This window comes from Pseudomonas zeae, from assembly GCF_014268485.2.
GTDB lineage: Bacteria > Pseudomonadota > Gammaproteobacteria > Pseudomonadales > Pseudomonadaceae > Aquipseudomonas > Aquipseudomonas neuropathica.
The window spans coordinates 1,396,331-1,421,377 of sequence record NZ_CP077090.1 but is presented as its reverse complement, the minus strand read 5'-3'; the positions used below and the strand labels follow the sequence as shown (position 1 = coordinate 1,421,377).

The window sequence follows — 25,047 nt, the reverse complement described above, 5'->3', positions numbered from 1 at the left end:
CAAGAATTCAGGCAAGACGCGATACCTGTAGGAGTGAGCCTGCTCGCGATGGCGATTTTACATCCAACATTTCTGTTGACTGATACACCGCTATCGCGAGCAGGCTCACTCCTACAATTTGATGTGTGTTCAATGCAGGAGAACCGGGGTTTTCGGCGCTTGGGTTTTCTCGGCAGTCGGCACATCGTTGCCTGCCCCCAGTCCACCACCCAGCGCCGTCACCAGTTCGGCATGCGCACTCAACCGCGCCGCCTGCACCTGCTGCTGCACCTGCTGCTGCTTGAACAGCAACGTCTGCGCATTGAGCACGTTGAGGTAATCGGTGAGGCCGCGCTGATAAGCGATCATCGCGATATCGTAGGTCTTCTGCGCCGTGGCCACCGACTCGGCGGCGAAGCCTTGCTGCTTGTCCATCGACTCGCGGCGGATCAACTGATCGGAAATATTCTTCAGCGCATTGACCAGCGTCTGGTTGTAATGCGCCACGGCGATGTCGTAACCGGCGGAGGCTTCACCCAACTCGGCGCGCAGTCGGCCACCGTCGAAGATCGGTAGCGAGATCGCCGGCCCGACGTTGTAGTTGAGTTTCTTGCCGGTCAAAAACTCCAGCGCGCCCCCGCCGGTAGCCATGTAGCCGAGGCTGCCGACCAGATCGACGTTGGGGTAAAACCCGGCATGCGCCACATCGATACCGCGCGCCTGCGCCGCCACTTGCCAGCGACTGGCGACTACATCGGGACGCTGGCCGAGCAATTCGGCGGGCAATGCCGATGGCAGTTTCAGCGCAGCACCGAGGGACAATGTCGGGCGCTGCAACTGTGCGCCCGCCCCCGGACCTTTGCCGGCGAGCGCGGCGATCTGGTTGCGACTCAGGGCGATTTCTTCATCCAGCGCATCGAGCTGACGATGGGTTTCCGGCAGCGGCGTTTCGGCCTGGCTGACTTCGAAGTGCGTGCCGATCCCGCCGTTCAAGCGCTTTTGCGCCAGATCGAGGATCTGTTGTTGCTGCTTGAGCGTCGCGGCGACGATGTCGCGCTGAGCGTAATGCAGCGACAGTTCGATGTAGGCGCGGACGATGTTGTTTTGCAATTCCAGTTGCGCCAGCCGCGCCTCGGCCGCGCTCATGTGCGCCAGATCCACCGCGCGTTCACTGGCATTGCTTTCACGGCCCCAGAGATCGAGCGCGTAGCTGAAACCCAACGCGGCGTTGTTATCCCAGGTGGTGGTGTTGGCCAGATCGCCCGGGCCGTAGAACTGATCGGTCGGCCAGTTGTGGCGTTTGAGGGTCGACTCGCCATTGATCTGCAATGACTCGGCGGATTCGGCGACACCGGCCATGGCTTTGGCTTGACGTACTCGCGCAGCGGCCATGGCCATGCTCGGGCTGCCCTGCACGGCGAGGTCGATCCAGCGATTGAGTTGCGGGTCGCCGTAGGCTTGCCACCATTGCGCGGTGGGCCAGTTGGCGTCACGGGCGGCGTGGGCGATGGCGTCATCGGTGGCCAGTGTATTGGCCTCCATTGCCGTGCCCTGTGGGGCAATTCCGTCCGTTGAGATGCAGCCGCCAAGACCCAGGGTAAAAGCCAGAACACTGAGCGGCAAAAGCGCTCTGTTGATGCGACGCGGCACAGCTGCGAATTCCTGAGAGAGGGGTAGATCGAGAACCCGTGTTGGAGCTGCCGCAGGCTGCGATTTTTTGATCTTGATTCCCTTAAAACAAAATCAAAAGATCGCAGCCTTCGGCAGCGCCTACAGGGATCGGCGCAATTCTATGGAAGGCCCCGTACGGCGATAAGCTGGGATTTCTGTGAATCTTTGTTACGGTTAACGAGATAATCCTTAAGTCTGGGGTCTCAGCCCCCGAAACTTCGTGTCACAATTTGCCATCTCCCTTGAGAGCACCCCATGGACACTTTGCAAAACATGCGCGCCTTCAGTTGTGTCGCCGAAGCCGGCAGCTTCACTGCCGCCGCCGTGCAACTCGACACCACCACCGCCAACGTCTCGCGCGCGGTCTCCAACCTGGAAGCCCACCTGCAAACCCGCTTGCTCAACCGCACCACGCGGCGCATCGCCCTCACCGAAGCGGGCAAACGCTACCTGCTGCGCTGCGAGCAGATCCTTGCCTACGTCGAAGAGGCCGAAGCCGAAGCCAGCGACGCCCACGCACGCCCGGCCGGACAATTGAAAGTGCACACCATGACCGGCATCGGCCAGCACTTCGTCATCGACGCCATTGCCCGCTACCGCAAAACCCACCCGGACGTGACCTTCGACCTGACCCTGGCCAACCGCGTGCCGGACCTGCTCGACGAGGGCTACGACGTGTCCATCGTGCTCGCCAGCGAACTGCCGGATTCGGGTTTTGTGTCGCAACGCCTGGGCATCACCTACAGCATCGTCTGCGCCTCCCCGGCCTACGTGAAAGCCAACGGCGCCGCGCAAAAGCCCAGCGACCTGCTCAACCACGCCTGCCTGCGCCTGGTCAGCCCGGTGATCCCCCTGGAAAAATGGGCCTTCGACGGCCCGGAAGGCCAGGAAATGGTCACCATCAACAGCTCGCCGTTTCTGGTGAACTCCGCCGACGCCATGAAAACCGCGATCACCAGTGGCATGGGCGTGGGCGTGTTGCCGGTGTATGCGGCGATCGAAGGCTTGCGCAACGGCACACTGGTGCGGGTCATGCCGAACTACCGCTCGCAAGAGCTGAACCTGTATGCGATCTATCCGTCGCGGCAATATCTGGATGCGAAGATCAAGACGTGGGTTGAGTATCTGCGCGGGTCGTTGCCGGAAATTCTCGCGGCGCATCAGGCGGAATTGGCCGCATACGAATTAAGCAGCAGTCTTGCCGGCGTGCGTGTCGCTAACTGATTTTTAAACACAATGCGTCTTCTGTAGGAGCTGCCGCAGGCTGCGATCTTTTGATCTTGATGTTTAAAAATCAACAGATCGCAGCCTACGGCAGCTCCTACAGAACGGGGATTTCGCGGATCTTTCCGACAGGTTTTGCAGGTTGTCCGTCGGAAGTGCGGTGGCTAGGATTTGGGTGTCGCTGACGCATCAGCGACCGGGTCTGGAAAACCCGATTTCAACTACCAAAGCTCATGGCATACTGCGGCGCTTTTTAGCTCGCAATGTTATGGCGGCTGTGCGCGGGAGGCCCTAGGGCCTGCCGGTTTTGGTGAGTTGACCGGTTTTTCCAGTCCGCGCACAGCTGCCACCCTTTCGCCTGGAAAACGAAAAGTGGCAGCTTCAACTCAACTTGCCACGAGTATGTTTCCTATGTTCAAACCAACGCCTAATCCACCCGAAACCGAAGACACCACCCCCTACGAATTCCCCGGTTCGAAGAAATTCCACGAAGCCGCCGAGCGCGCCCTCGACCACTACCTCAAACCCAACGCGTTAACCCTGCGCTTTCACAAACCCAGCACCATGTTCCAGGTCGCCCCCGATCAGGACAGCGAAAGCCTGCTGGTCCACGCCTGCGAATCCCTGGCCCAGGCCAGCCTCATGACCAGCGACATCGCCGCCTACATCGACCTGCCGCAGCGACGGACGATTCTGGCGATTCAGCAGATCATCATGCTTGCCGAACTGGCGGTGAATCGAGTGCTGGATAACCACGAAATCTCCCAATCCCCGGCACACAGCTAAAAGCTCCTCACCCTAACCCTCTCCCAAAGGGAGAGGGGACTGACCGAGGTGTTTGGATGAGCTACGCCGACGTGCGATACCGAGTCGAATTCAGATTTTGAAAGGCCCAAAAATCGGCTCCCTCTCCCTCGGGAGAGGGCTGGGGTGAGGGGTAAATTCACCGCAAAACAAAAGCCGAGCGCGTGTCTTTCCATCCAGCGGGCAGGACGTAAGTTCGGCTGCGGTCATCGCGCTAACTTTAAACAGAACATCATCTTCACGCAGATCAGCCACAGCCTGCGACTGAGGGACTTTCTGTTTAAAAATCAAGCAATCCACACCTACGACAACTCCTACGAAAACCGGGATTTCGCGGATGTTTCCCACAGGTTTTGCAGGTTGTCCGTCGGAAGTTCGGTGGCTAGGATTTGGGTGTCGCTGACGAATCAGCAACCGGGCTTGGTCGCTCGGCTTATGAATGGAGCACTTCAAGGAGTTCCACCGTGCTCAATCCCCCTCAAAATCCCCCCGAAACCGACGACACCACCCCCTACGAATTCCCCGGTTCGAAGAAATTCCACGAAGCCGCCGAGCGCGCCCTCGACCACTACCTCAAACCCAACGCGTTAACCCTGCGCTTTCACAAACCCAGCACCATGTTCCAGGTCGCCCCCGAACAGGACAGCGAAAGCCTGCTGGTCCACGCCTGCGAATCACTGGCACAAGCCAGCCTGATGACCAGCGACATCGCCGCCTACATCGACTTGCCGCAACGGCGCACGATTCTGGCGATTCAGCAGATCATCATGCTCGCTGAACTGGCGGTGAATCGGGTGCTGGATAACCACGAAATCTCCCAATCCCCGGCACACAGCTAAAAGCCCCTCACCCTAACCCTCTCCCGGAGGGAGAGGGGACTGACCGAGGTGATTGCGAGAGATACGCCGACGTGAAATACCGAGTCTACCCTCAGATTCTGCAAACAGATCAAAAGCCCCTCACCCTAGCCCTCTCCCGGAGGGAGAGGGGACTGACCGAGGTGTTTGGACGAGTTACGCCGACGTGAAATACCGAGTCGAACACACACTTCGAAAAGCTTAAAAATCGGCTCCCTCTCCCTCGGGAGAGGGCTGGGGTGAGGGGCAAGAGCACCACAAAAACCAAAGCCGTGCGCGCCGTGCTCTTCACCACTCAATAGGCCGAGTGTCAGCTCGCCTGCTCTTGATCTTGATCCACGGGCGACGTCGGGAGGCTGAGTGGAGGGATTGATCCGGGGGTGGGAGCGCAGCGACCGTTTGGCGAAGCCAAACACAGCGAGAGGAGGTGCAGCGAAGCAAACCGTAGGCGCTGCGCCCGGATCGATCCCGCAGCGAAGGAACCCCGAGCCCCAGCGAGCGGGCCGCACGCAGGAGCAAGCGTTTTTTTGCTTACTTTTTTTAGGCGTTTGTAAAAAAAGTGAGTCGCCGTCAGGGCGAAACCCTAAGCCGCCGTTACCGAAGAAACGGATATACACACCGAACAACCACAACATGGTCGGCCCAAAGGCCGCCAAGACACCCCAAAACAAAAATGTTAGCGTGCTTGGTATCAAGCCCGAACAAGAGCCAAAAACGATGAAAAAAACTGTCCTGGCCTTCAGCCGCATTACCCCGCCCATGATCGAACACCTCCAGCAAGAGTTCGACGTCATCGTCCCCAATCCAAAGGCCGGCGACATCAACGCCCAATTCAATGAAGCCCTGCCCCACGCCCATGGCCTCATCGGTGTCGGCCGCAAACTCGGCCGCGCACAACTGGAAAACGCCACAAAACTGGAAGTGGTCTCAAGCGTCTCCGTCGGCTACGACAACTACGACCTCGCCTACTTCAACGAACGCGGGATCATGCTCACCAACACCCCCGACGTGCTCACCGAAAGCACCGCCGACCTCGCCTTCGCCCTGATCATGAGCAGCGCCCGCCGCGTCGCCGAACTCGACGCCTGGACCAAGGCCGGCCAATGGCAAGCCAGCGTCGGCGCGCCACTGTTCGGCTGTGACGTCCACGGCAAAACCCTCGGCATCGTCGGCATGGGCAACATCGGCGCCGCCGTCGCCCGCCGTGGCCACTTCGGTTTCAACATGCCGATTATCTACAGTGGCAACAGCCGCAAGACCGAACTGGAAGAACAACTCGGCGCGCAATTTCGCAGCCTCGATCAACTGCTCGCCGAGGCCGATTTCGTCTGCCTGGTAGTGCCGCTCAGCGACAAGACCCGCCACCTGATCAGCCATCGCGAACTGGCCTTGATGAAACCCGACGCGATTCTGGTCAACATCTCTCGTGGCCCGGTCGTCGATGAACCGGCGTTGATCGAAGCCCTGCAAAACAAACGCATTCGTGGCGCTGGTCTCGACGTCTACGAAAAAGAACCGCTGGCCGAATCGCCGCTGTTCCAGTTGAGTAACGCCGTGACCCTGCCGCACATCGGCTCAGCGACGAATGAAACCCGCGAAGCCATGGCCAATCGCGCCCTCGCCAACCTGCGCAGCGCCCTGCTCGGCGAACGCCCGCAGGATCTGGTCAACCCGCAAGTCTGGCGCGGATAAAAAAATACGGGCAAGTGCAACATCGCACTTGCCCGTTAGTTATTGCCATACACAACTTGAAATTGAACAACAAACCAATTCAAACAACAGCGTTATAAGCTCTGCCTGGCTGCCGAATAATCGACAAGCGCTATGGAGAGCCAAAACATTGAACACCCTGACCACCGACAAACTTATCCGTTACAGCAAAGTTATATTGATGGCCTACATCAGTTTCTTTGGCCTGTTGGTGATGATCCACAACTTCACCGACTATGACTCAAACTACACTTACGTGGCCCATATCCTGAGCATGGACACCACCACTGCCAGCGAAACCATCAAGTATCGGGCCATCGAATCGCCGATGATTCATCACCGGATTTATTGGTTCATCATCACTTTGGAAGTCACCTATACCGCGCTGTGCCTGATGGGCACCTATCAGTTGTTGCGCCATATCAATGCCCCTGCCGAGGTATTCCATGAGGCAAAGAAGTTCTCGATCATGGGCATACTCGCGGCCATCTTCATTTATTACGTGTGCCTGCAAACCGTGGGTGTGGAATGGTTCGACATGGACACTTCGCAATCATGGAATGCCAAGGACTGGGCACGGCATATTGTTGACTTCATATTCCCGGTGATGATTTACATCACCTTGAAAGTCGAGCGCTGACGTTCAGCGCTCGTTTATTTCAAGCCAACTTTCCCTGTACTGGCGGCACCACTGCTTTCGGTTTACGAAACACCAGCACATTGCCCAGCATCACTAACACCAGACCGACCAGCGCCGGCGCTGTCCATTGGTAACCTTCAGCAAACGCCGAAACGTTGAGCGCCACCACCGGAAACAGCACCGTGCAGTAAGCCGCACGCTCCGGCCCCATGCGCCCGACCAGCGTCAGATACGCGGTGAAACCAATGACGGAACCGGGGATCACCAGATACAGCAGCGCACCGACGTAACGCGGGCTCCAGTCCATGTCGAATGGAATGCCTTTGACCAGGCACCACACCGACAGCATCGCCGCGCCATAGGCCATGCCCCAGGCGTTGGTGGTCAGCGGCTTGAGACCGGCCTTCTGCTGCAGACTCGAGAGCATGTTGCCCGCCGAGAAACACAAGGTGCCGCACAAGGCCAGGCCGAGTCCCAGCAAGGTTTGCGGGCTGGTGTGATGCCCGGCCAGTTCCGGCCAGAACAACATGCCCAGGCCGAACAGCCCCAGCGCACCGCCCATCAGCACATTGCGCGCGATGCGCTGGCCAAAGAACACCCGCGCATTCAGCGCGTTCCACAGCGTTGCGGTGGAAAACACCACCGCGACCAGACCGCTGGGGATCCACTGACTGGCGGTCAGGAAACACATGAAGTTGACGCAAAACAGGCACAAGCCCTGAGCCACGCAGATCAGATGCCCGCGGCGGTTCATCGGTTGCAGGCGCCGACTGAGCAGCAACAGCGCAAACAGCACCAGCGCGGCGAGACCGAAGCGATAGACGATCGACGCCGGAATCGCCACCACGCCAAGCTGCCATTTCAGGGCAATCCAGGTGGTGCCCCAAATCAGCACGGTCAGCAAATACAACGACAGGTTCATGGCAGACACTCCTCGGTAGGCCTTGAGTGTCCGTCCGGGTCAGGCTTGTGCGCTTGCAGATTCTTGCGCTTTTGTCTGGCGGCAGGCTGGCAGCGCGGTGTCTACGGAGTAGGATGCAAGGCGTTGAAGAGAACCGACCATGGCCGCCATCGATACCCTGCAAGTCTTTCAAGCGTTGAACAGCTCGCCGAACGCACGCCTGGTGCACAGCGCCGAGCTCGGTGACGGCTTGTCTGCCGCTTTGTGGACCAACCACCACGATGCGCAGGATTATGAAGCGCCAAGCCACCACACGTTGTCCTGCTACATCGCCGGTGGCACCGGCACTTTTCGTCGCGATCAGCCCGGGCAAAAAGGCGGGCCGGACAAGTTGTGCATCCTGCCGGCCGATCATGAATCGGGCTGGGTGATCAACGGTGATATTCGCTTGGCGCACCTGTATTTCAGCGCCCAACAATTCGCCCTCGGTTGCGTCACGCTGCTCGATCGCGAACCCCGCGAGATGCAGTTGCGCGAGCAGACCTTTCTCGAAGACGCGCAACAGGCGCAACGCTTCCGGCAGTTGCTGACGCTGAATTGGGACGAGCCAGCCGAGCGTCTGCTAACCAGCAGCCTCGCCCATGAGTTGATCAGCCACACTTTGCTCAGTCAGGTCGGCGCGCGTCAGGGTTTGCGATTGAAGGGCGGACTGGCACCACACCAGCGTCGGCAACTGGTGGAGTTCATCGACAACCAGTTGGCCGAGCCGATCAGCCTCGGTCAACTGGCCGGATTGTGTGCGCTGTCGGAATACCACTTTGCGCGGATGTTTCGCACCAGTTTCGGCCTGCCGCCGCATCAATATGTGCTGGCGCGGCGCCTGAGCCGGGCGCGGGAGTTGTTGCGCGGCACGGCGTTGCCGTTGGGTGAGATTGCGCTGGCGTGCGGGTTTGCCAGCGCCAGTCATTTCACCAATCGGTTCAAGCAGGTTCTGGGCGGGACGCCGGGGGAGTATCGGCAGGCGTTTTTGCGTTGAGCCCTTCTGCCCTCACCCCAGCCCTCTCCCAGAGGGAGAGGGGGCCGACCGAGGTGTCTGGCGTTGTACATCGACCTGAATGACCGAGTCGATTATGGATTCGGTAAAGATCGATCACGTCGGCGGAGTTCTCCAATATCCCCCAATCAGTCCCCTCTCCCTCGGGGAGAGGGTTAGGCGGGCGGCGTTCCGATGAGGGGCTTTTGATCTTGCCTTAAAACTCCAGCGTGCTGGACAACGAAACCTGCCGCGCATCCCCCATCGACACAAAGAACCGGCTCGCCGCCGAGGTGTAGTACGTGCGGTCAAACAGGTTCTTCACATTCAGCTGAAACTTGACCTTCTGCCCTTCGACCCGAGTGTCGTAAGTGGCAAACGCATCGGCCACGGTGTAGCTCGGCAGATCAAAATCATTCACCGCGTTACCCGCACGCTCACCGACATAACGCGCCCCGGCGCCGACACGCAGCTGGTCGCCACCGATCACACTGCCGAAGTCATACACCGCCGACAACGAAGCGGAATTCTTCGCCACGTTCTGCAGGCGCTTGCCTTTGTAGTCCGGGTCTTCGGTCACTTCGGCATCGGTGTACGCGTAGCTGCCGATCATGCTCCAGTGGTCGCTCAACTGACCGGTCAGGTCCATTTCCAGACCGCGCGAACGCACCTCACCGGCGGCACTGTAGATCGTCGTCGGGCCTTCGGAATTGGCCACCAGCACGTTGCGTTTCTTGATGTCGAACAACGCGATGTTGCCGGTGACACGCCCCGGCATGTCCAGTCGCGCACCCAGCTCCCACGACTTGGCTTCTTCCGGGGCGATGCTGCCGTCGAGCACGGTGCTGCTGCCACTCAGCGGGGCGATGGTCGAGTTGGGTTTGAACGATTCGGTGTAGCTGCCGTAGAACGACAAGGCGTCGGTGTAGCGATACACCAGACCTGCGCGCGGGACGAACTTCTGGCCGTTGCTGTCGGTGTTGGCCTTGAACGGCACGCCTTTGCCGGCGTACTGGTCGTATTCCTGGAAGCGCCCGCCGGCGACCAGAATCCACTGCTCGTTGAGGTGAATCGAGTCCTGCAGGAACACCGAATCGCTGCGCAGTTCATCGGTCTGCGCGCTGTCGGGAGCGCTGACCGTGGTGCCGGCGACTTCGCGGCCATACACCGGATTGAGGTAGCTGAAGGTGGTCAGGCTTTTCTGCCGGATCAAGTCCTCGCGGTAGATCTTGCGGTACTCGTCATCGACGCCGAACACCAGGTCATGCTGCATGCCCAGCACATTGACCTTGCCTTCAAGACTGGCCGTGGTGAAACGGTCGGTGCTGATCGCGTTCTGGGTGCCGTCCATGCTGCGGGTCAGCGTGCCCTTTTTGGTGTCGATGGCGGTCACGCGGACCTGGCTGGCGTCGTAGGTTTCGCGGTTCCAGCTGTAACCGAAGTGGGCTTTCCAGTCGTCGTTGAGCTCGTGATCGGCTTCAAAGTGATACAGGTCCGAACGGCCTTCCATGTTGTTGAACGGCTCGTCGAGGCGCTCTTTGCGCGAGATGTCCAGCGGGTGATTGGTGCGTGGATCGATCAGCGTGCCACGGTCGAACGGCGTGAGAAATTCGCGGTGTTCGTAGGCGAACAACAGCTTGGTGCTCTCGCCGAACCAGGCCAGCGACGGGGCGATCAGGGTTTCACGGTGGGTGCCGAAGTTGCGCCAGTAATCTTCGTCTTCGTGGTCGAGCACCATGCGATAGGCCAGCCCGGAATCGCCCAACGGGCCGGTGCTGTCGAAGGTGCCGCCACTGCCGTTCTTGCCCTCGCCGTAGGTCGAGCCGCGCAAGGTCAGCGCATTGTATTGGGTAAGTTCAGGCTTCTTGCTGACCATATTGACCACACCGCCCGGGTCTTGAATCCCGTAGAGCAACGAGGCCGGGCCTTTGAGCACTTCAACCCGATCGACCGTGGCGTTCATGCCACGCCCCTGCACGATCGGCATGCCGTCGCGCATGATCGAGCCGTTACGGTTGTCACCGAAACCGCGGGTCATCACCGAATCCTGAGTGCTGCCCAAGGTGTTGCCCTGGGTGATGCCGCTGACATTGGCCAGCGCGTCATCCAGATTGCGCGGCGCCTGATCGCGGATGACTTGCGCCGGGATGACGTTGACGGTTTGCGGGACTTCCTGAAGCGAAGCTGAGGAGCGCATCACCGAACTGGTTTCCGGTGGCTGATAACTCATCGATTCGTCGCGGGTCGAGGTGATGGTCGTGGCGCCGAGATTCAGCGCACCTTCAGTAGGCTGAGGCTCCAGCGCCAGCGTGTGGCTGTCGGTGCGGCGGAAGTTGAGGCCAGAGCCACTGAGCAAGCGTTGCAATGCCTGTTCGGCACTCATCTGGCCATTGACAGCCGGAGCTGTCAGGCCGTACGGCGCTTCGTCGGTGTAGACCACGCTTTGCCCGGTGACGCGGCTGAAGTCGCTCAAGGCTTGGGGCAGCGGTTTGGCGACCAGGGAAAAGTTGAACTGCTTTTGCGCCTGGCTGCTGATGGTTTCAGCGGCGAGCGCGACGCTCAGCGGCAACAGCGCCAATGCCGAAAAGCTCAGTGCCGAAACGCCTAACCATTGTTTGACCGAACCCGATTTTGCCCTGGACTTCATTGCTCAATGACCTGTGTAGAACCGCAACGGATGCGAATGACTCGCAGTTTCAGTCACTACACGGATGGGGCTGAGGTTTACCTCACCAACATTTGAAAATTATTTTTTGTGGTGTTCGATCGGGTTCCATCGCGAGCAGGCTCACTCCTACATTTGGAATGCGTTCCCCTGTGGAGCGAGCCTGCTCGCGAAGAGGCCAGCAGCCTCAACGCAAAATAATCAGATGACCCAACACCTGATGCTGCTCAAACCCCATCACCCCTTGCAGCGAACTCAACACGGCCTGCGGATCCTTGCTCGGAAAACTGCCACTGACCTTGCGCGCCGCCAGCTCATCGTTGAGCAACACAATCCGCCCCGGGTAATAACGCCGCAGATCCTCGATCACATCGGCCAGCGTCGACTTGTAATAAGTCAGCCAGCCCTGACGCCAGGCCAGTTGCGCTTCGCTGTCCACCGTATGCAGTTTTTCTGCCGTACCGTCACCGTAAGCGACCTGCTGACCGGCCGTAAGAATTTGCTGCTCAGCATCACGATCCGCCGTCACACCAACGCGCCCGGACAACACCGTAACCTGCGCACCGTGAGGCTGCAGTCGCACTTCGAACTGCGTGCCAAGCACCCGCGCCTCGCCCTTCTCCGCCGCGACCACAAACGGATCCCCCGTATGCGTGACGCTGAAGAAACCGGCACCGCGACGCAATTGCACATGCCGCTCGCCATGACTGAAATCCACGGCAATCGCACTGTCGCCATTCAGCGTCACTTGCGATTGATCGGCCAGTGTCACCGTGCGGATCTCACCGGGTGCCGAGACATAATCGGCGCCCAGGTCATCGATCCAGCGCTGCGGCTGCCAACCGGTGCCAAGGCTGATCATCAGCAACAAGCACGCGGCCATCGCCAGCGCGCCGGACCAGCGTAAAACGGGCGAACGACGCGGGCGGTCCATCGCATTAAGGTAATCCTGCAACGCGAAGGCTTCTTCATCGGCCAATGTTCGCGCCGGGCCTTCACTCAACTCCCACACAACCTGAGCCTGTGCGTAAGCTTCGGCATGCGCCGGATCGGCCCGCAGCCATTGGCTGAAGGTCAATTGATCGCCGGCGCTCGGCCGATCATGCAACAAGCTCAGCCAGGCAAACGCAGCCTGCTCTTGCGCGGGCGTGGGGACGACGGAATCGGAGGGCTTCACGGTGCTTTCCCTGGCAGGCGTGGCGCGGGTTCGCGCAGGCTGGCCTTGCAGGCCTCGAGGGCGCGCATCATATGTTTTTCCACGGCACTTTGGGACAGGCCCATGGCTTTGGCGATGTCCGCGTATTTGCGGCCGTGGATGCGATTGAGCAAAAAGATCTGTCGAGTGCGCTCGGGCAAGGCGCGCAACGCCGCTTCGACATACTTCAGATCATTGCCCGCTTCCAGCGCTGCTTGCGGTTCGCTGCCGTGGCTGTGCGGCGCGTCTGGTTGCCAGCCTTCGTTGACCCGCGTGCGCGTGCCTTCGCTGCGCAGATGATCGATCGCGATATTGCCGGCGCAGCGCAACAGATAGGTGCTGAGTTCTTCGACCTGCACCAGCGGCCGCCGCCAGAAACGCAGAAACAGATCCTGGACCAGATCCGCCGCCGTCGCCCGACAACCGACGCGCCGGTTCACCAGCGCTTCCATTTGCGAACGCTGGGACAGGAACACCTGAAGAAAATGCGCACGCGCCCCACGCGGCTCATCGTCGCGGGATTCTGGCGGCAGACCGATCAGCACTTCAGCACTGCGCCCATGCGGCGACCGGGCTGGCCAGCAGACTGACCCCGGCCAGCGCCAATACGAAACGCGGGCGATACGGCAGCAACAAAACCAACGCCAAGGCGCTGAGCATCAGCACGGCGAACCAGTCGACCAGGCCGAAGCTCCAGCCGTTGGCCTTCACCGCCGCCCAAAGCGACAAACACAGCAATAACCATCCGCCGACTTTCAGGCCCTGACGGCGACGCGTGGACGGTTTGTGACCGAGCAATTCATCGTGGTGGCGAGGCATCGACAGGCACAACGCGGTGAATCCGGTGTAGGTGAGCAACAAGGGCAAGAGCATCAGTTCGCCCCTTGTTCAAGGGTGATCGGCCGGGCCTGTTCGCGGCGGGGCTTTTTAATGCTGACGGTGTTGCCGGTGTGCTGCATTTTCCACGCGGCCCAAGCCAGGAAGAAACCGGTTGCGAGGCACGTCAGATCAAACCCGGCTAACGCCCAATCACCCTGCATCAGGCTGACGGCGAGATTCCACGGGGTCTTCAGCGCATTGACCAGCGGCACCGCGACAAACAGGGCGGCGCTCAGGGTAAGTTGCTCAACCCAGGCCTTTCGTCCCGGACGCAGCAGCGCGTGCAGCACACTCACAGCCCAAGTGATAAAGAACGCATTCACTTCCCAATCTGCGCGCTCGGCGAGGCTCACTGGCAACAGACGATTGGCCAGGAAGAATACAGCCACCGCCGCAACCAACCCGGCCATGCTGGCGATGTTCAGCACTTCAACCAGCCGCAGTTCGAACGGCATCACGCCGCTCTTGGCGTGTTTGAGTTGACGCTTGCCCAACCAGATCACCAGCCCGGTGCCGATCATCGCCGTGCCGGCCAATCCGCAAATGAAATACAGCCAACGCAGGAGCGGCCCGGCGAAGTGGCCCATGTGCAAGCCATAGAACGCACCACCCACCGCCATCGCCATTGGCTGCTCCGGTGTGCTGCCGAGCATTTGCCCGGTCACCCCGTTGAAGGTCACGGCGCGGCCGAAATCATGCACCACGCGATCTCCCGCACGGGACAGCACCACCGTGGCATTGGCGTCCCCCGGATTGCTCACTGACAGACGCGCCGTATGGCCGCCCGACCATTGCTCGCTGGCCTTGCTCAACAGCGGCGCCATGGCCGCCAACGGTGCCGCGCTGTCGGCGCGTTCGGGCGTTTTCGAGGCGGGGAAAACTTCATCATAAAACGTGCGCACGTCACTGCCGTACGAAGCGACGATGCTCGCCGGCATGACCATCGACATGAAAATCACCAGGCTGCTGTAGGTGATCATCAAGTGAAACGGCAACACCAGCACACCCACCGCGTTATGCCCGTCGAGCCAGGAGCGCTGACCCTTGCGCGGGCGGAAGGTGAAGAAGTCCTTGAAGATTTTCTTGTGGGTGATGATCCCGGTGATCAGCGCGACGAACATCACCATCGCGGCAATCGTCGCCAGCCAGCGGCCCCACGGATAAGGCATTTGCAACTGGAAGTGGAAGCGATAGAAGAACTCGCCGCCCATGCTGTCGCGGCCCTGCACTTCGGCGCCGGTCTGCGCGTCGAGGGTTTTCGACTCGAAGCGCCCGCGCTCACCGGGATTGGCCGGCACTGGCTGCCAGCGCACGGTCAGGCCGGGATCTCGGGCATCAGGCAAATCGATCAGCCAGCGTGAGGCGCCGGCCGCGTGTTGCTGCAGATAATCCTGGGCCAGCGTCAGGCTCGTCTCGGCACTCACCGATCGCGCGGGGATTTCCGGCTGCATCCAGTGGCTGATCTCATCTTTGAAATAGGCCAGCGTCCCGGTCAGGAAAATCGCGAACAGCAACCAGCCGAACAGCAGTCCGGCCCAGGTGTGCAGCCAGGCCATCGCCTGACGAAAGCCCTCTTTCATGCCAGGCCCAATCCACGTGCTGCGCCAGAGATGGTCGCCAGAATCACGCTTGGCACCAGCAAACCGACCCAGGCCGACCACGCCGTACGACAGGCGAAACACCAGAGCACCGCCACCAGATAGACCAGAAAGGAAATGGTCATGCCGGTCACCACCGCTTCGGCGCGGCTCAACGGCAGCCACAGCGTCAGGGTGACACTGGCCAGCGCCGCGACGAGATAGCCGCCAAACACCGCCGCCAGCACCCGTGAGGTGACGGCCAGACGATAGGACATGGGAAGTGTGGCGAGTTTGCCTTTCATGTTTCGACCCTGAAACGAAAAACGTCCGGCCGATCAGCCGAACCTACAGGCGAGCAATATTAATGATAAATATTCTCATACGCAAAAGCATCTGATTGCCGGTTGAGCGTTTCGCCCCTTACAATGCGAACAGTTCTTGTTCTCTAACGCATACTCTCTACCGCGCCATCAAGCGCCCGGAGTAATACCGTTGTCGTCCGCCCATCCCGTCGAATCGCTCTATCAGGCCCATCACGGCTGGCTCACCGGCTGGCTGCGGCGCAGACTCGGCTGCCCGGACAGCGCAGCGGATCTGGCGCAGGACACGTTTATCAAGGTGCTGACCGCCCGCGAGCCATCGGTGATCATCGAGCCACGCGCCTTTCTGACGACGTTGGCCAAGCGCGTTCTGTTCAATCATTACCGCCGTCAGGATGTCGAACGCGCTTACCTCGACACCTTGGCGCAGATGCCGGACATGGTCGCGCCGTCGGAAGAAGACAAGGCGATCATCCTGCAAACCCTGATGGAGCTGGATCAGTTGCTCGACGGTTTGCCGCGTCAGGTCAAACGCGCCTTTTTGCTGGCGCAGGTCGATGGCCTGACTTATCCACAGATCGCCGCTGAACTGGGCATATCCGTGGCCACGGTCAAACGTCACCTGAACAAAGCCGCCATGCGCTGCTACTTCGCCCTATGAACCGCGCGCCGGATTTCTCCTCGCAAGTGGCTGAGCAGGCCGTGCATTGGCTGATGGAAATGCAGCAGAGCACGCTCTCCCCGCGCCAGCAACAGGCCTGGCAACAATGGCTGGAGGCACACAGCGAACACCGGCGAGCGTGGGAGCATATTCAGCGGGTCAATCAGCGTCTGCGCGGTGTGTCTTCGCCGCTGGCGCATGCGGCGTTGAACGGGGCGAAGTCCGGCAGTCGTCGTCAGGCACTGAAACTGTTGCTGATTCTCGGCGCGGGCACGGCGGTCACTTGGGGCATGCGCGAGCACAATCCTGTGCCGTCGCTGCTCGCTGATTACCGCAGCCCGCTGGGGCAGCGACGCAAAATTTCCCTGGGTGGCGGTGATAAGTTGCAACTCAATACCGCCAGTGCCGTGGACGTCGACGGTGCGCAGCGATTGATCCGCTTGCTCGAAGGCGAAATCCTCCTGACGGCCGCGCAATCTTTCGAAGTGCGCACGGCTCAGGGCCTTCTGAAAACCCAAGGCGCGCGCCTCAATGTGCGTCAGTTTGCCGATCGCACGCAGATTGCGCTGTTCGAAGGTCGCGTCGAACTGATCGGTAATGGACGCGCGCCGATGTTGCTGCCGCTCGCGCGTCAGTTGAGTTTTACCTCGACCTCCGTCAGCGAGGCCAAACCTCTGGACGCGAACAGCGGCGCCTGGGCCGACGGCATGCTGGTGGCCGCGCATATGCGATTGGGCGACTTTCTCGATGAACTCGGCCGCTATCGTCGCGGCCAGCTCAATTGCGACCGGAACGTTGCCGACCTGCTGATTTCCGGAACTTACCCGCTGGACGACAGCGAGCGGATTCTTGATCTGCTGGAAATCAGTTTGCCGGTGAAGGTGAGGCGTTTTACCCGCTACTGGGTGACCGTCGAAGCGCGGGTTTGAAAACTCAAAAATAAATGAGCCGTTTTTCAGATCTGGCGTGACAGAGAAGGAAAGCCCCCTTGATTCAACCTTCTCAGGATCATCCACCATGCACCCCACCCGCCTCACGCCACTGGCCCGCAGCCTGCGCAATCTCGTCCTCGGCGCCAGTCTGAGTTTCAGCGCCCTGCCCGCCGCACTGGCCGCTGAAGCCAAGGCTTATCACATCGCGCCGTCGTCACTGGAAAACGCCCTCAACCAGTTTGGCCGTGAAGCGGGCGTGCTGATTTCGTTTGGTTCGCAAGTCACCAGCGGCGTGCAAAGCCGTGGCCTGGAAGGCAGTTACACCGCAGAACAAGGTTTGAACGCATTGCTCGAAGGCAGCGGTCTGCAAGCACGCGCCGAGGGCAATAACGCGTTCAGTCTGCAACCGGTGGCGGATGCCGCGCTAGAGCTGGACACCTCGACTGTCGTCGGCGACTGGCTCGGCGATGCTGCGCAAATCAATGTGTTCGAACATCCCGGTGCGCGCGATGTGATCCGCCGCGAAGAATTCGAGCGTCAGGGCGCGACGCAGGCGCGCGATGTGCTCAACCGCATCCCCGGCGTCAACGCCCCGGAAAACAACGGCACCGGCAGCCACGATATGGCGCTGAACTTCGGCATTCGTGGTTTGAATCCGCGACTGGCTGCCCGCTCGACCGTGTTGATGGATGGCATCCCGGTGCCGTTCGCGCCTTATGGCCAACCGCAGTTGTCGTTCGCGCCGATCAGCATGGGCAACATGGATGCCGTGGACGTGGTGCGCGGCGGTGGCGCCGTGCGTTATGGTCCGCAGAACGTCGGCGGCGTGGTCAACTTCGTTACCCGGGCGATTCCTGACGAGCCAACGGTCAAGGGTGGCTTCCAGACGGAAACCAGCCCATCGTCGAGCCACGACGGCTTCAAGACCAGCGCCAACCTGCTGGCCGGCGGCACTAACGCCAATGGCCTCGGCGGTGCGTTGCTCTACTCCGGGACGCGCGGCGGCGACTGGCGCGAACACAGCGACACTGAAATCGACGACCTGATCCTCAAGGGCAAATACCAGCTCGACAAAGCCAATAGCTTCAACGCCATGGCCCAGTATTACGAAGGCAAGGCTGACATGCCCGGCGGTCTGAACGTGGCCGATTACGACGCCGATCCGTATCAATCGACGCGCCCGAAGGACCAGTTCTGGGGCCGCCGCACGATGTTCAATTTCGGCTATCGCTATCAGGAAGATCGCCGCGAATTCACCGCCAACACGTTCTTCACCAAGACCTTGCGCAGCGGTTATCTCGATCAGGGCACCTTCCTCTCGCTGTCACCGCGCGAGTATTGGGTGCGTGGCCTGGAAACCCGATTCGCCCAAGGTTTCGACCTCGGCCCGACCAGCCATGAAGTCGGCGTCGGCTATCGCTACATCAACGAGGCCGGTCACGAACTGCGCTATCGCACACCGATCAGCAGCAACCAATACCCGACCACCGCCAGCCGCAACGACCGCGACACCCGTGGCGGCACCGAGGCCAATGCGTTCTTCGTCGACGACCGCATCGACATCGGCAAATGGACGATCACCCCGGGCGTGCGTTACGAAATGATCGAATCGCAGCAGACCAACAACCTGACCAACGTCAAATACAAGGGCGACTACAACACCGCACTGCCAGCGTTGAACGTGCTCTATCACCTGACCGACAGCTGGAACCTCTACGCCAACACCGAAGGCTCCTTCGGCAGTGTGCAATACAGCCAGATGCCCAACCGGGTGACCAGCGGCGAAGTAAAACCGGAGAAGGCGCGCACGTGGGAACTCGGCACGCGCTATGACAACGGCGCGTTGCGCGCGGAGATCGGCGCGTTCCTGATCAACTTCGACAACCAGTACGAAAGCAACCAGACCAACGACTCGGTAATTGCCCGAGGCGAAACCCGCCATCAAGGGATCGAAACCAGCGTCAATTACGCGCTGGATGACTTGAGCCCGGCGCTGGCCGGTTTCGATGTCTACGCCACTTACGCTTATGTTGACGCGACTATCCGCGAAGATGGACCGAACAAGGGCAACCGCGTGCCGTTCTCGTCGAAACACAAAGGCACGATTGGTGTGGGTTACAGCGAAGGACCGTGGAAGCTTAATCTCGACAGCAGCTTCCAGAGCGACCAGTTCGCCGACAACGCCAACACCTCGAAGGAAAGCGCCGATGGCAGCACCGGCAAGATCCCCGGTTACATGCTGTTCAGCAGCCGCGCCGGGTATGACTTCGGTCCGCAGTTGTCGGACTTGAATGTGGCGGTGGGCGTGAAGAACATTTTCAACACGCAGTACTTCACGCGCTCGTTTGATGACAACAACAAGGGCAAGTATGTGGGTGAGCCGCGTACGGTGTACGTCCAGACTTCTGTAGCGTTCTGAGGATTGAAAAGCCCCTCACCCTAGCCCTCTCCCTAAGGGAGAGGGTACTGATTGGGGGATGCTTGCGAGGTACGCCGACCTGAACGTGCTGTGCCGAATCCATAATCGACTCGACCTGAAACTACTTTGCCCAATTCATAATCGACTCGACCTGAAACCGCTTTGCCGAATCCATAATCGACTCGACCTGAAACCGCTTTGCCGAATCCATAATCGACTCGGTCTTTCAGGTCGATGTACCCCGCAATACGACTCGGTCGGCCCCCTCTCCCTCCGGGAGAGGGCTGGGGTGAGGGTCAGCGGGTCATGGTCTACAGTAAAACTTCAAACCAACTTCACAAGGATCGTGAAGCATGCAAACTCGCCCCACCCTCGCCCAATTCGCCCGCCAGTTACGCGTCAACCAAACCGACTGTGAACACCTGCTCTGGCAAAAACTCCGCTCCCGCCAGATCGCCAATCTGAAATTTCGTCGGCAGTTTCCCTGTCCGCCTTACGTGCTGGATTTTTATTGTGATGAGCTGAAGTTGGCGATTGAACTGGATGGTGGTCAGCACTTTGAAACGCCGGGATTGATGTACGACCAGCGCCGAACAAACCATCTGTACCAGCGAGGCATTCAAGTCATACGTTTCAACAATCTGGAAATACTTCAGCAGATGAATGACGTGCTGGAGCAGATCATAAGAATTGCGGCGAATCGAAAAATGCCCTCACCCTAACCCTCTCCCAGAGGGAGAGGGGACTGATAGCTGGATGCTTCAGAAATTCATCGACCTGAAAGAACTGTGCCGAATCCATAATCAACGTAGTTTTTCAGGTCGACGTACCTCTTCAGACACCTCGGTCGGCTCCCTCTCCCTCCGGGAGAGGGCTGGGGTGAGGGGCTTTTCTGCTACAAACAAAAAACGGGCCTGCATTCGCAGGCCCGTTCTCATTGGCTGGCTTATAAAATCAGCGCATCAACTGTTGATCGCTGCCTGTTCGTTCTCGTCAAACTCTTCCGCCAGCAGTTTGTCATTGGCTTTGCCGTCGATTGGCACCACAGCGGCACGTGGTTTACCTCGCAGTTTGCCGAAAAGATGCTCCAGGGCGTGCTCGAGTTTTTCGGCAGCGCCGTCGATTGCCTGTTCCAGCGAATCGGCCTTGTGGGTCACGGAAATCGGTTGATGGCCTTTTGGCCGCGCTTCCAGTTGGCAGCGCAAGTCATGGGGACCTGGTTTGTCACCGTTCTCGTCGCTCAGGTGGACTTCGACACGGGTCAGGTCTTCTTCATAACGTTCGAGCGTGCTCTCAATGGTTGTACGTACCCACTCCTCCAGTCGTTGACTACTTTGAATATGGTTATCGCTGTTGACTTGGATTTGCATAGTTCATCCCTTATTTCAGCTAGCTCGTGAGAGGCCTTGAGTTGAATTTCCTGACCTCCTGGTTACAACAATCGGCCCGACTGCCGAACATTTCAACCCCTGAAAAAAGATAAATATTCATTCGCAAAAAAAGCCGGACAACCGGGCAAAGCACTGGTAAGGTCGGGAGTTGGGTCGCTTGGCAATGTTGCAAAATTTGCTCACAACTGCCCGTCGTTCAACGGGTGCAAACTGCGAAATATCCCCGCCTCCTCGACCAGCCAATCATGCACCGCACGCACACCCGGATGGCTTAAAGCCCCCGGTGCATAGAGCAACACATAGCGTTTGTGATTGGGCACCGACAGGCCAAACGGCACAATCAACGTCCCTCGCTCCAATTCATCGTTAAGCAAGGTGCGGCGGGCAATCGCCACGCCCATGCCGGCAATCGCCGCTTCGATGGTCAGATGATTGCGATTGAAGGTATGCCCACGCCGTACGTCGGCGCCCTCAAAACCAATCGCGTTCAAATAGAATTCCCATTCCGCGTATTCATAACTGCCACGCCAGGCGGTGATGTCGTGCAGTACCGGGAAATGCACCAGATCCGCCGGTCCGTGCAACGGTGGTCGCCCGCGCAACAGGCTCGGTGCGCACACCGGGAAAATCTGCTCGTCGAGCAAGGCTGTGGATAACAATCCCGGGTAGCTGCCGTCGTTCAAATCGATCGCCAGATCAAAATCGCCTTCGTGCAAGGGCACGCTGCTGTCCTCTGCCACCAAGCGCAACTGAATGTCCGGATAGCGTTGCTGCAGGCGCGGCAAGCGCGGCGTCAGCCACTTGCTGAGAAACGACGGAATCGAGCGCACACGCAAAATCCCGCTGATCATCCCGGCGTCCAGTCGACGTAGTTCGGCATCAATGCTGCCATACGCCTCGTTGACCGTGATAGCCAGCCGCTGCCCCTCCGCACTCAGCTCCACACCACGCGCGCGCCGATGAAATAGACGGAAACCAAGTCGTTCTTCAAGTTGACGAATTTGCTGACTGACCGCCCCCGGGGTGATGTGCAGTTCTTCGGCGCAACGGGTGAACGACAGGTGCCGCGCGGCACAGGAAAACACCTGCAGCCAGACATAGGTCTGCGCATGCAATTGACGGCTCATCGTTTAGTCCTGCTAAAGGCTTACTTAGGAAGTTTCGTTAGTCACGTTGGACCGAGGTAGGCAGTATCGCCGACATTGCGCTTGTCCTACAAAAAATGGCAGCGATTCCTACTCCATTGCTTGTAAGGGTTTAGCATGGCTATCAGTGTTTTCGATCTATTCAAAGTCGGCATCGGCCCGTCCAGTTCCCACACCGTAGGCCCGATGCGCGCCGCCGCGACCTTCGCTCAGGTGCTGATTGATCAACGTTTATTGAACGATGTGCGCCGTGTGGAAATCCGTTTATACGGCTCACTGTCGGCCACCGGCGTCGGGCACGCCACCGACCGCGCAACGGTGATGGGCCTGATGGGCGAATGGCCGGACAGCATCGATCCGGCGACCATCGATCCACGTATCCAGCAACTGCGCGAGACCGGCCAACTGTCCCTCGCCGGTCAGAGAGAAATTGCCTTTGACTGGCAACGTGATCTCCTGCTGCTGGACGAGAGCCTGCCCTACCACCCCAACGCCATGTCCCTGACAGCCTTTGGCGAAACGGCCGAGCTGTTCGAGCAGACCTATTACTCGATTGGCGGCGGTTTCATCATCGAAGCGGCAGAAGCCGAGTCCGGTGTCGCCCCGGCCGGTGACGTGGCGTTGCCGTACGACTTCTCCAGCGCCGCCGAACTGCTGTCGCTGTGCAAACAGCACAACCTGCGCGTGTCCGAACTGATGATGGCCAACGAACGCGCGTGGCGCACTGACGCGGAAATCCGCCAGGGCCTGCTGCACATCTGGTCGGTAATGCGCGAATGCGTCGAACAGGGTCTGCGCCACGAGGGGATTCTGCCCGGAGGTCTGAATGTGCCGCGTCGTGCAGCGAAATTGCATCGCAGCCTGTTGGAAATCGGCAAGCCGAACGTGATCAGTTCCACTCTGTCGGCAATGGAATGGGTCAACCTGTTCGCCCTCGCCGTCAACGAAGAGAACGCCGCCGGCGGGCGCATGGTCACCGCGCCGACCAACGGTGCAGCCGGAATCATCCCGGCCGTTCTGCACTACTACATGAAATTCAATCCGGACGCGTCTGACGATGATGTCGTCGCTTTCTTTCTGGGCGCGGCTGCTGTCGGCATTTTGTGTAAGAAAAATGCTTCGATCTCCGGCGCTGAAGTCGGCTGCCAGGGCGAAGTCGGTTCGGCCTGTGCGATGGCCGCTGCTGGCCTGGCCGACGTGCTCGGTGCCACCCCGGAACAACTGGAGAACGCCGCCGAAATCGGCTTGGAACACAACCTTGGCCTGACCTGCGACCCGGTCGGCGGCCTCGTGCAGGTGCCGTGCATCGAGCGCAATGCCATCGCCGCCGTGAAAGCGATCAACGCCACGCAAATGGCCCTGCGCGGTGACGGCAAGCACTTCATTTCCCTCGATCGGGTGATCCGCACCATGCGCGATACCGGCGCCGACATGCACGACAAATACAAAGAGACTTCACGGGGCGGCCTGGCCGTGAGCTGGGTGGAATGCTGAGGCGCATTCCCTGACCGCCCCGGCAGGCCGCACAAAGCCGCCTGCCAACCGTGAGCCCGAGCAAAAATAATAACGAGGCGATACCGATGACCGATGTACGTACACCTGCTGCCGAAAATCCCGCTGTAGACCGCACACGCAATGCAGAAACGGCCCACAAGGGCTGGAACAAATTCGACACCACCTGGATGCTCGGTCTGTACGGCACTGCGATCGGTGCTGGCACCTTGTTCCTGCCGATCAATGCCGGCGTCGGCGGTTTCTGGCCTTTGTTGATTCTTGCCGTACTGGCTTTCCCGATGACGTTTTTTGCCCACCGTGGGCTGACCCGTTTCGTGTTGTCCGGGCGTTCCGGGGACATCACCGAAGTGGTCGAAGAACACTTCGGCATCGGTGCCGGCAAGCTGATCACGCTCCTGTATTTCTTCGCGATCTTCCCGATTCTGCTGGTGTACAGCGTGGCGCTGACCAACACCCTGAGCAGTTTCCTCGAGCATCAATTGCACATCGCCCCGCCACCACGGGCGATCCTCTCGCTGGTGTTGATCCTCGGTTTGATGGCGATTGTGCGCTGTGGTCAAAGCGTCATCGTCAAAGCCATGAGCGTGCTGGTTTATCCATTTGTTGCCGCATTGCTGCTACTGGCGCTCAGCCTGATTCCAAACTGGAACGGTGCGTTTTTTGCCAGTGCCCAAGAAGCCATGCCAATGTCCGCTTTCTTCAAGACAATGTGGCTGGCGATTCCGGTGATGGTGTTTTCGTTCAACCATTCGCCGATCATTTCCGCGTTCGCGGTTGAGCAGAAACAACGTTACGGCGAGCAGGCCGAACGCAAAACCAGCGGCATCCTCGCCATGGCTCACGGCATGATGGTCGTCACGGTGATGTTCTTCTGCTTCAGCTGTGTGCTGGCGCTGTCGCCGGCGGATCTGGCAGCGGCCAAGGCGCAGAACATTTCGATCCTGTCGTACCTGGCCAACCACTTCCAGACCCCGGTCATCGCTTACGCTGCGCCGCTGATTGCGCTGGTGGCGATCACCAAATCCTTCCTCGGCCACTACATCGGTGCCAGTGAAGGCTTCCAGGGCATGATCGTGAAAAGCCTGCGCAGCCGTGGCCGGGTGGTGTCAGCGAGCTGGCTGAACCGTGCGACCGCCGTGTTCATGATCCTCAGTTGCTGGGCCGTGGCAACGTTCAACCCAAGTATCCTCGGCATGATCGAAACCCTCGGCGGGCCGGTGATTGCCTGCCTGTTGTTCCTGATGCCGATGTACGCCATCCGCCGTGTGCCGGCCTTGCGCCAGTATTCGGGCCAGGCGTCCAACGTGTTTGTGGTGTTGATCGGCCTGATTGCACTGTCAGCGATCATCTACTCGGTTCTGCCCTGAAAACGCGCCATAAAAAAAGGCGAGCCAAGCGGCTCGCCTTTTTTATGCCCGTGTTCATTGTTCGACAATTTTCCCGGCACAGCCCTTGCTACTCCCCTGTGGGAGCTATCGCAGCCTCGTTTCACTCGACAGCTCTACATGAAGCAACAAATACAGGCC

At 59.5% G+C, this 25,047-nt stretch carries 22 protein-coding genes; 12 read left to right on the top strand and 10 right to left on the bottom strand.

Annotation, left to right across the window (positions count from 1 at the left end; genetic code table 11):
* Nucleotides 1-129: 129 nt before the first annotated feature.
* A complete protein-coding gene (locus HU754_RS06165; RefSeq protein ID WP_186624967.1) occupies nt 130-1,629 on the bottom strand; it encodes an efflux transporter outer membrane subunit in 1,500 nt (499 codons plus the stop codon).
* Nucleotides 1,630-1,905: 276 nt separating this feature from the next.
* Between HU754_RS06165 and HU754_RS06160 the strand changes: the two genes are divergently transcribed.
* From HU754_RS06160 to HU754_RS06140, 5 genes are all read left to right on the top strand, one after another.
* Entirely contained in the window at nt 1,906-2,874 is a 969-nt protein-coding gene (locus tag HU754_RS06160; RefSeq protein WP_186624965.1) for a LysR family transcriptional regulator, read from the top strand.
* Nucleotides 2,875-3,285: 411 nt separating this feature from the next.
* Entirely contained in the window at nt 3,286-3,660 is a 375-nt protein-coding gene (locus tag HU754_RS06155; RefSeq protein ID WP_186624963.1) for a DUF6124 family protein, read from the top strand.
* Between the two features lie 482 nt (nt 3,661-4,142).
* Nucleotides 4,143-4,517 (top strand): DUF6124 family protein, encoded by a 375-nt coding sequence (locus HU754_RS06150; protein ID WP_186624961.1) that lies wholly within the window; start codon nt 4,143-4,145, stop codon nt 4,515-4,517.
* 735 nt (nt 4,518-5,252) lie between these two features.
* Nucleotides 5,253-6,227 carry a 2-hydroxyacid dehydrogenase gene (locus HU754_RS06145; RefSeq protein ID WP_186624959.1) on the top strand — a complete coding sequence of 325 codons (975 nt, stop codon included), beginning with the start codon at nt 5,253-5,255 and terminating at the stop codon, nt 6,225-6,227.
* Between the two features lie 148 nt (nt 6,228-6,375).
* On the top strand, nt 6,376-6,885 hold the full coding sequence (locus HU754_RS06140) for a DUF2165 family protein (RefSeq protein WP_116254631.1): 510 nt from the start codon (nt 6,376-6,378) through the stop codon (nt 6,883-6,885).
* A gap of 19 nt (nt 6,886-6,904) precedes the next feature.
* Here the strand turns inward: HU754_RS06140 and HU754_RS06135 are convergent, their stop codons facing one another.
* Nucleotides 6,905-7,807: a DMT family transporter gene (locus HU754_RS06135; protein ID WP_186624957.1), complete on the bottom strand. Its 903-nt coding sequence runs from the start codon at nt 7,805-7,807 to the stop codon at nt 6,905-6,907.
* Nucleotides 7,808-7,946: 139 nt separating this feature from the next.
* Here HU754_RS06135 and HU754_RS06130 point away from each other — a divergent pair, with 139 nt between their 5' ends.
* Complete coding sequence (locus HU754_RS06130) at nt 7,947-8,822, top strand: AraC family transcriptional regulator (RefSeq protein ID WP_186624955.1); 876 nt, start codon at nt 7,947-7,949, stop codon at nt 8,820-8,822.
* Between the two features lie 214 nt (nt 8,823-9,036).
* Here the strand turns inward: HU754_RS06130 and HU754_RS06125 are convergent, their stop codons facing one another.
* The 6 genes from HU754_RS06125 to HU754_RS06100 all read right to left on the bottom strand — a co-directional run bounded on the left by HU754_RS06125 (nt 9,037) and on the right by HU754_RS06100 (nt 15,440).
* Nucleotides 9,037-11,466: a TonB-dependent siderophore receptor gene (locus HU754_RS06125; protein ID WP_186624953.1), complete on the bottom strand. Its 2,430-nt coding sequence runs from the start codon at nt 11,464-11,466 to the stop codon at nt 9,037-9,039.
* Nucleotides 11,467-11,671: 205 nt separating this feature from the next.
* Nucleotides 11,672-12,661 (bottom strand): FecR family protein, encoded by a 990-nt coding sequence (locus HU754_RS06120; protein ID WP_186624951.1) that lies wholly within the window; start codon nt 12,659-12,661, stop codon nt 11,672-11,674.
* Nucleotides 12,658-13,224: an RNA polymerase sigma factor gene (locus tag HU754_RS06115; protein ID WP_186624949.1), complete on the bottom strand. Its 567-nt coding sequence runs from the start codon at nt 13,222-13,224 to the stop codon at nt 12,658-12,660. The genes HU754_RS06120 and HU754_RS06115 overlap by 4 nt, the downstream gene beginning before the upstream one ends.
* Nucleotide 13,225: 1 nt before the next feature.
* The gene (locus HU754_RS06110) at nt 13,226-13,552 is read right to left on the bottom strand and encodes a DUF3325 domain-containing protein (RefSeq protein ID WP_093436188.1); all 327 of its coding nucleotides are present in this window, start codon (nt 13,550-13,552) and stop codon (nt 13,226-13,228) included.
* A complete protein-coding gene (locus HU754_RS06105) occupies nt 13,552-15,138 on the bottom strand; it encodes a PepSY-associated TM helix domain-containing protein (RefSeq protein ID WP_186624948.1) in 1,587 nt (528 codons plus the stop codon). Before HU754_RS06105 ends, HU754_RS06110 begins: the two co-directional genes overlap by 1 nt.
* Complete coding sequence (locus HU754_RS06100) at nt 15,135-15,440, bottom strand: DUF3649 domain-containing protein (RefSeq protein ID WP_016986986.1); 306 nt, start codon at nt 15,438-15,440, stop codon at nt 15,135-15,137. Before HU754_RS06100 ends, HU754_RS06105 begins: the two co-directional genes overlap by 4 nt.
* Nucleotides 15,441-15,630: 190 nt before the next feature.
* On the opposite strand from HU754_RS06100, the gene HU754_RS06095 reads away from it, so the two are divergent.
* From HU754_RS06095 to HU754_RS06080, 4 genes are all read left to right on the top strand, one after another.
* Nucleotides 15,631-16,119 (top strand): sigma-70 family RNA polymerase sigma factor, encoded by a 489-nt coding sequence (locus HU754_RS06095; RefSeq protein WP_186624945.1) that lies wholly within the window; start codon nt 15,631-15,633, stop codon nt 16,117-16,119.
* Nucleotides 16,116-17,048 carry a DUF4880 domain-containing protein gene (locus HU754_RS06090; protein ID WP_186624944.1) on the top strand — a complete coding sequence of 311 codons (933 nt, stop codon included), beginning with the start codon at nt 16,116-16,118 and terminating at the stop codon, nt 17,046-17,048. The genes HU754_RS06095 and HU754_RS06090 overlap by 4 nt, the downstream gene beginning before the upstream one ends.
* An 88-nt stretch (nt 17,049-17,136) precedes the next feature.
* Entirely contained in the window at nt 17,137-19,470 is a 2,334-nt protein-coding gene (fecA, locus tag HU754_RS06085; RefSeq protein WP_186624943.1) for a TonB-dependent Fe(3+) dicitrate receptor FecA, read from the top strand.
* 353 nt (nt 19,471-19,823) lie between these two features.
* Nucleotides 19,824-20,192, top strand: coding sequence for an endonuclease domain-containing protein (locus tag HU754_RS06080; protein ID WP_186624942.1), 369 nt, complete (start codon nt 19,824-19,826; stop codon nt 20,190-20,192).
* Between the two features lie 240 nt (nt 20,193-20,432).
* Here HU754_RS06080 and HU754_RS06075 read toward each other — a convergent pair whose 3' ends face one another.
* Both HU754_RS06075 and HU754_RS06070 read right to left on the bottom strand, forming a co-directional pair.
* Nucleotides 20,433-20,840, bottom strand: coding sequence for an HPF/RaiA family ribosome-associated protein (locus HU754_RS06075; protein WP_108226198.1), 408 nt, complete (start codon nt 20,838-20,840; stop codon nt 20,433-20,435).
* A gap of 200 nt (nt 20,841-21,040) precedes the next feature.
* On the bottom strand, nt 21,041-21,988 hold the full coding sequence (locus HU754_RS06070) for a LysR substrate-binding domain-containing protein (protein ID WP_093436172.1): 948 nt from the start codon (nt 21,986-21,988) through the stop codon (nt 21,041-21,043).
* 135 nt (nt 21,989-22,123) lie between these two features.
* On the opposite strand from HU754_RS06070, the gene HU754_RS06065 reads away from it, so the two are divergent.
* Both HU754_RS06065 and HU754_RS06060 read left to right on the top strand, forming a co-directional pair.
* Nucleotides 22,124-23,500 (top strand): L-serine ammonia-lyase, encoded by a 1,377-nt coding sequence (locus HU754_RS06065; protein ID WP_186624941.1) that lies wholly within the window; start codon nt 22,124-22,126, stop codon nt 23,498-23,500.
* An 86-nt stretch (nt 23,501-23,586) separates the two neighbouring features.
* The gene (locus tag HU754_RS06060) at nt 23,587-24,888 is read left to right on the top strand and encodes a serine/threonine transporter (RefSeq protein ID WP_186624940.1); all 1,302 of its coding nucleotides are present in this window, start codon (nt 23,587-23,589) and stop codon (nt 24,886-24,888) included.
* Nucleotides 24,889-25,047 lie beyond the last annotated feature (159 nt).

Excerpts from the sequence above, each read along its gene's own strand:
- HU754_RS06100 (WP_016986986.1), bottom strand. The coding sequence starts at position 15,440 with ATGAAAGGCAAACTCGCCACACTTCCCATGTCCTATCGTCTGGCCGTC.
- HU754_RS06155 (WP_186624963.1), top strand. The coding sequence starts at position 3,286 with ATGTTCAAACCAACGCCTAATCCACCCGAAACCGAAGACACCACCCCC.
- HU754_RS06060 (WP_186624940.1), top strand. The coding sequence starts at position 23,587 with ATGACCGATGTACGTACACCTGCTGCCGAAAATCCCGCTGTAGACCGC.
- HU754_RS06090 (WP_186624944.1), top strand. The coding sequence starts at position 16,116 with ATGAACCGCGCGCCGGATTTCTCCTCGCAAGTGGCTGAGCAGGCCGTG.
- fecA (WP_186624943.1), top strand. The coding sequence starts at position 17,137 with ATGCACCCCACCCGCCTCACGCCACTGGCCCGCAGCCTGCGCAATCTC.
- HU754_RS06110 (WP_093436188.1), bottom strand. The coding sequence starts at position 13,552 with ATGCTCTTGCCCTTGTTGCTCACCTACACCGGATTCACCGCGTTGTGC.
- HU754_RS06075 (WP_108226198.1), bottom strand. The coding sequence starts at position 20,840 with ATGCAAATCCAAGTCAACAGCGATAACCATATTCAAAGTAGTCAACGA.
- HU754_RS06070 (WP_093436172.1), bottom strand. The coding sequence starts at position 21,988 with ATGAGCCGTCAATTGCATGCGCAGACCTATGTCTGGCTGCAGGTGTTT.
- HU754_RS06080 (WP_186624942.1), top strand. The coding sequence starts at position 19,824 with ATGCAAACTCGCCCCACCCTCGCCCAATTCGCCCGCCAGTTACGCGTC.
- HU754_RS06135 (WP_186624957.1), bottom strand. The coding sequence starts at position 7,807 with ATGAACCTGTCGTTGTATTTGCTGACCGTGCTGATTTGGGGCACCACC.
- HU754_RS06125 (WP_186624953.1), bottom strand. The coding sequence starts at position 11,466 with ATGAAGTCCAGGGCAAAATCGGGTTCGGTCAAACAATGGTTAGGCGTT.
- HU754_RS06065 (WP_186624941.1), top strand. The coding sequence starts at position 22,124 with ATGGCTATCAGTGTTTTCGATCTATTCAAAGTCGGCATCGGCCCGTCC.
- HU754_RS06105 (WP_186624948.1), bottom strand. The coding sequence starts at position 15,138 with ATGAAAGAGGGCTTTCGTCAGGCGATGGCCTGGCTGCACACCTGGGCC.
- HU754_RS06130 (WP_186624955.1), top strand. The coding sequence starts at position 7,947 with ATGGCCGCCATCGATACCCTGCAAGTCTTTCAAGCGTTGAACAGCTCG.
- HU754_RS06145 (WP_186624959.1), top strand. The coding sequence starts at position 5,253 with ATGAAAAAAACTGTCCTGGCCTTCAGCCGCATTACCCCGCCCATGATC.
- HU754_RS06160 (WP_186624965.1), top strand. The coding sequence starts at position 1,906 with ATGGACACTTTGCAAAACATGCGCGCCTTCAGTTGTGTCGCCGAAGCC.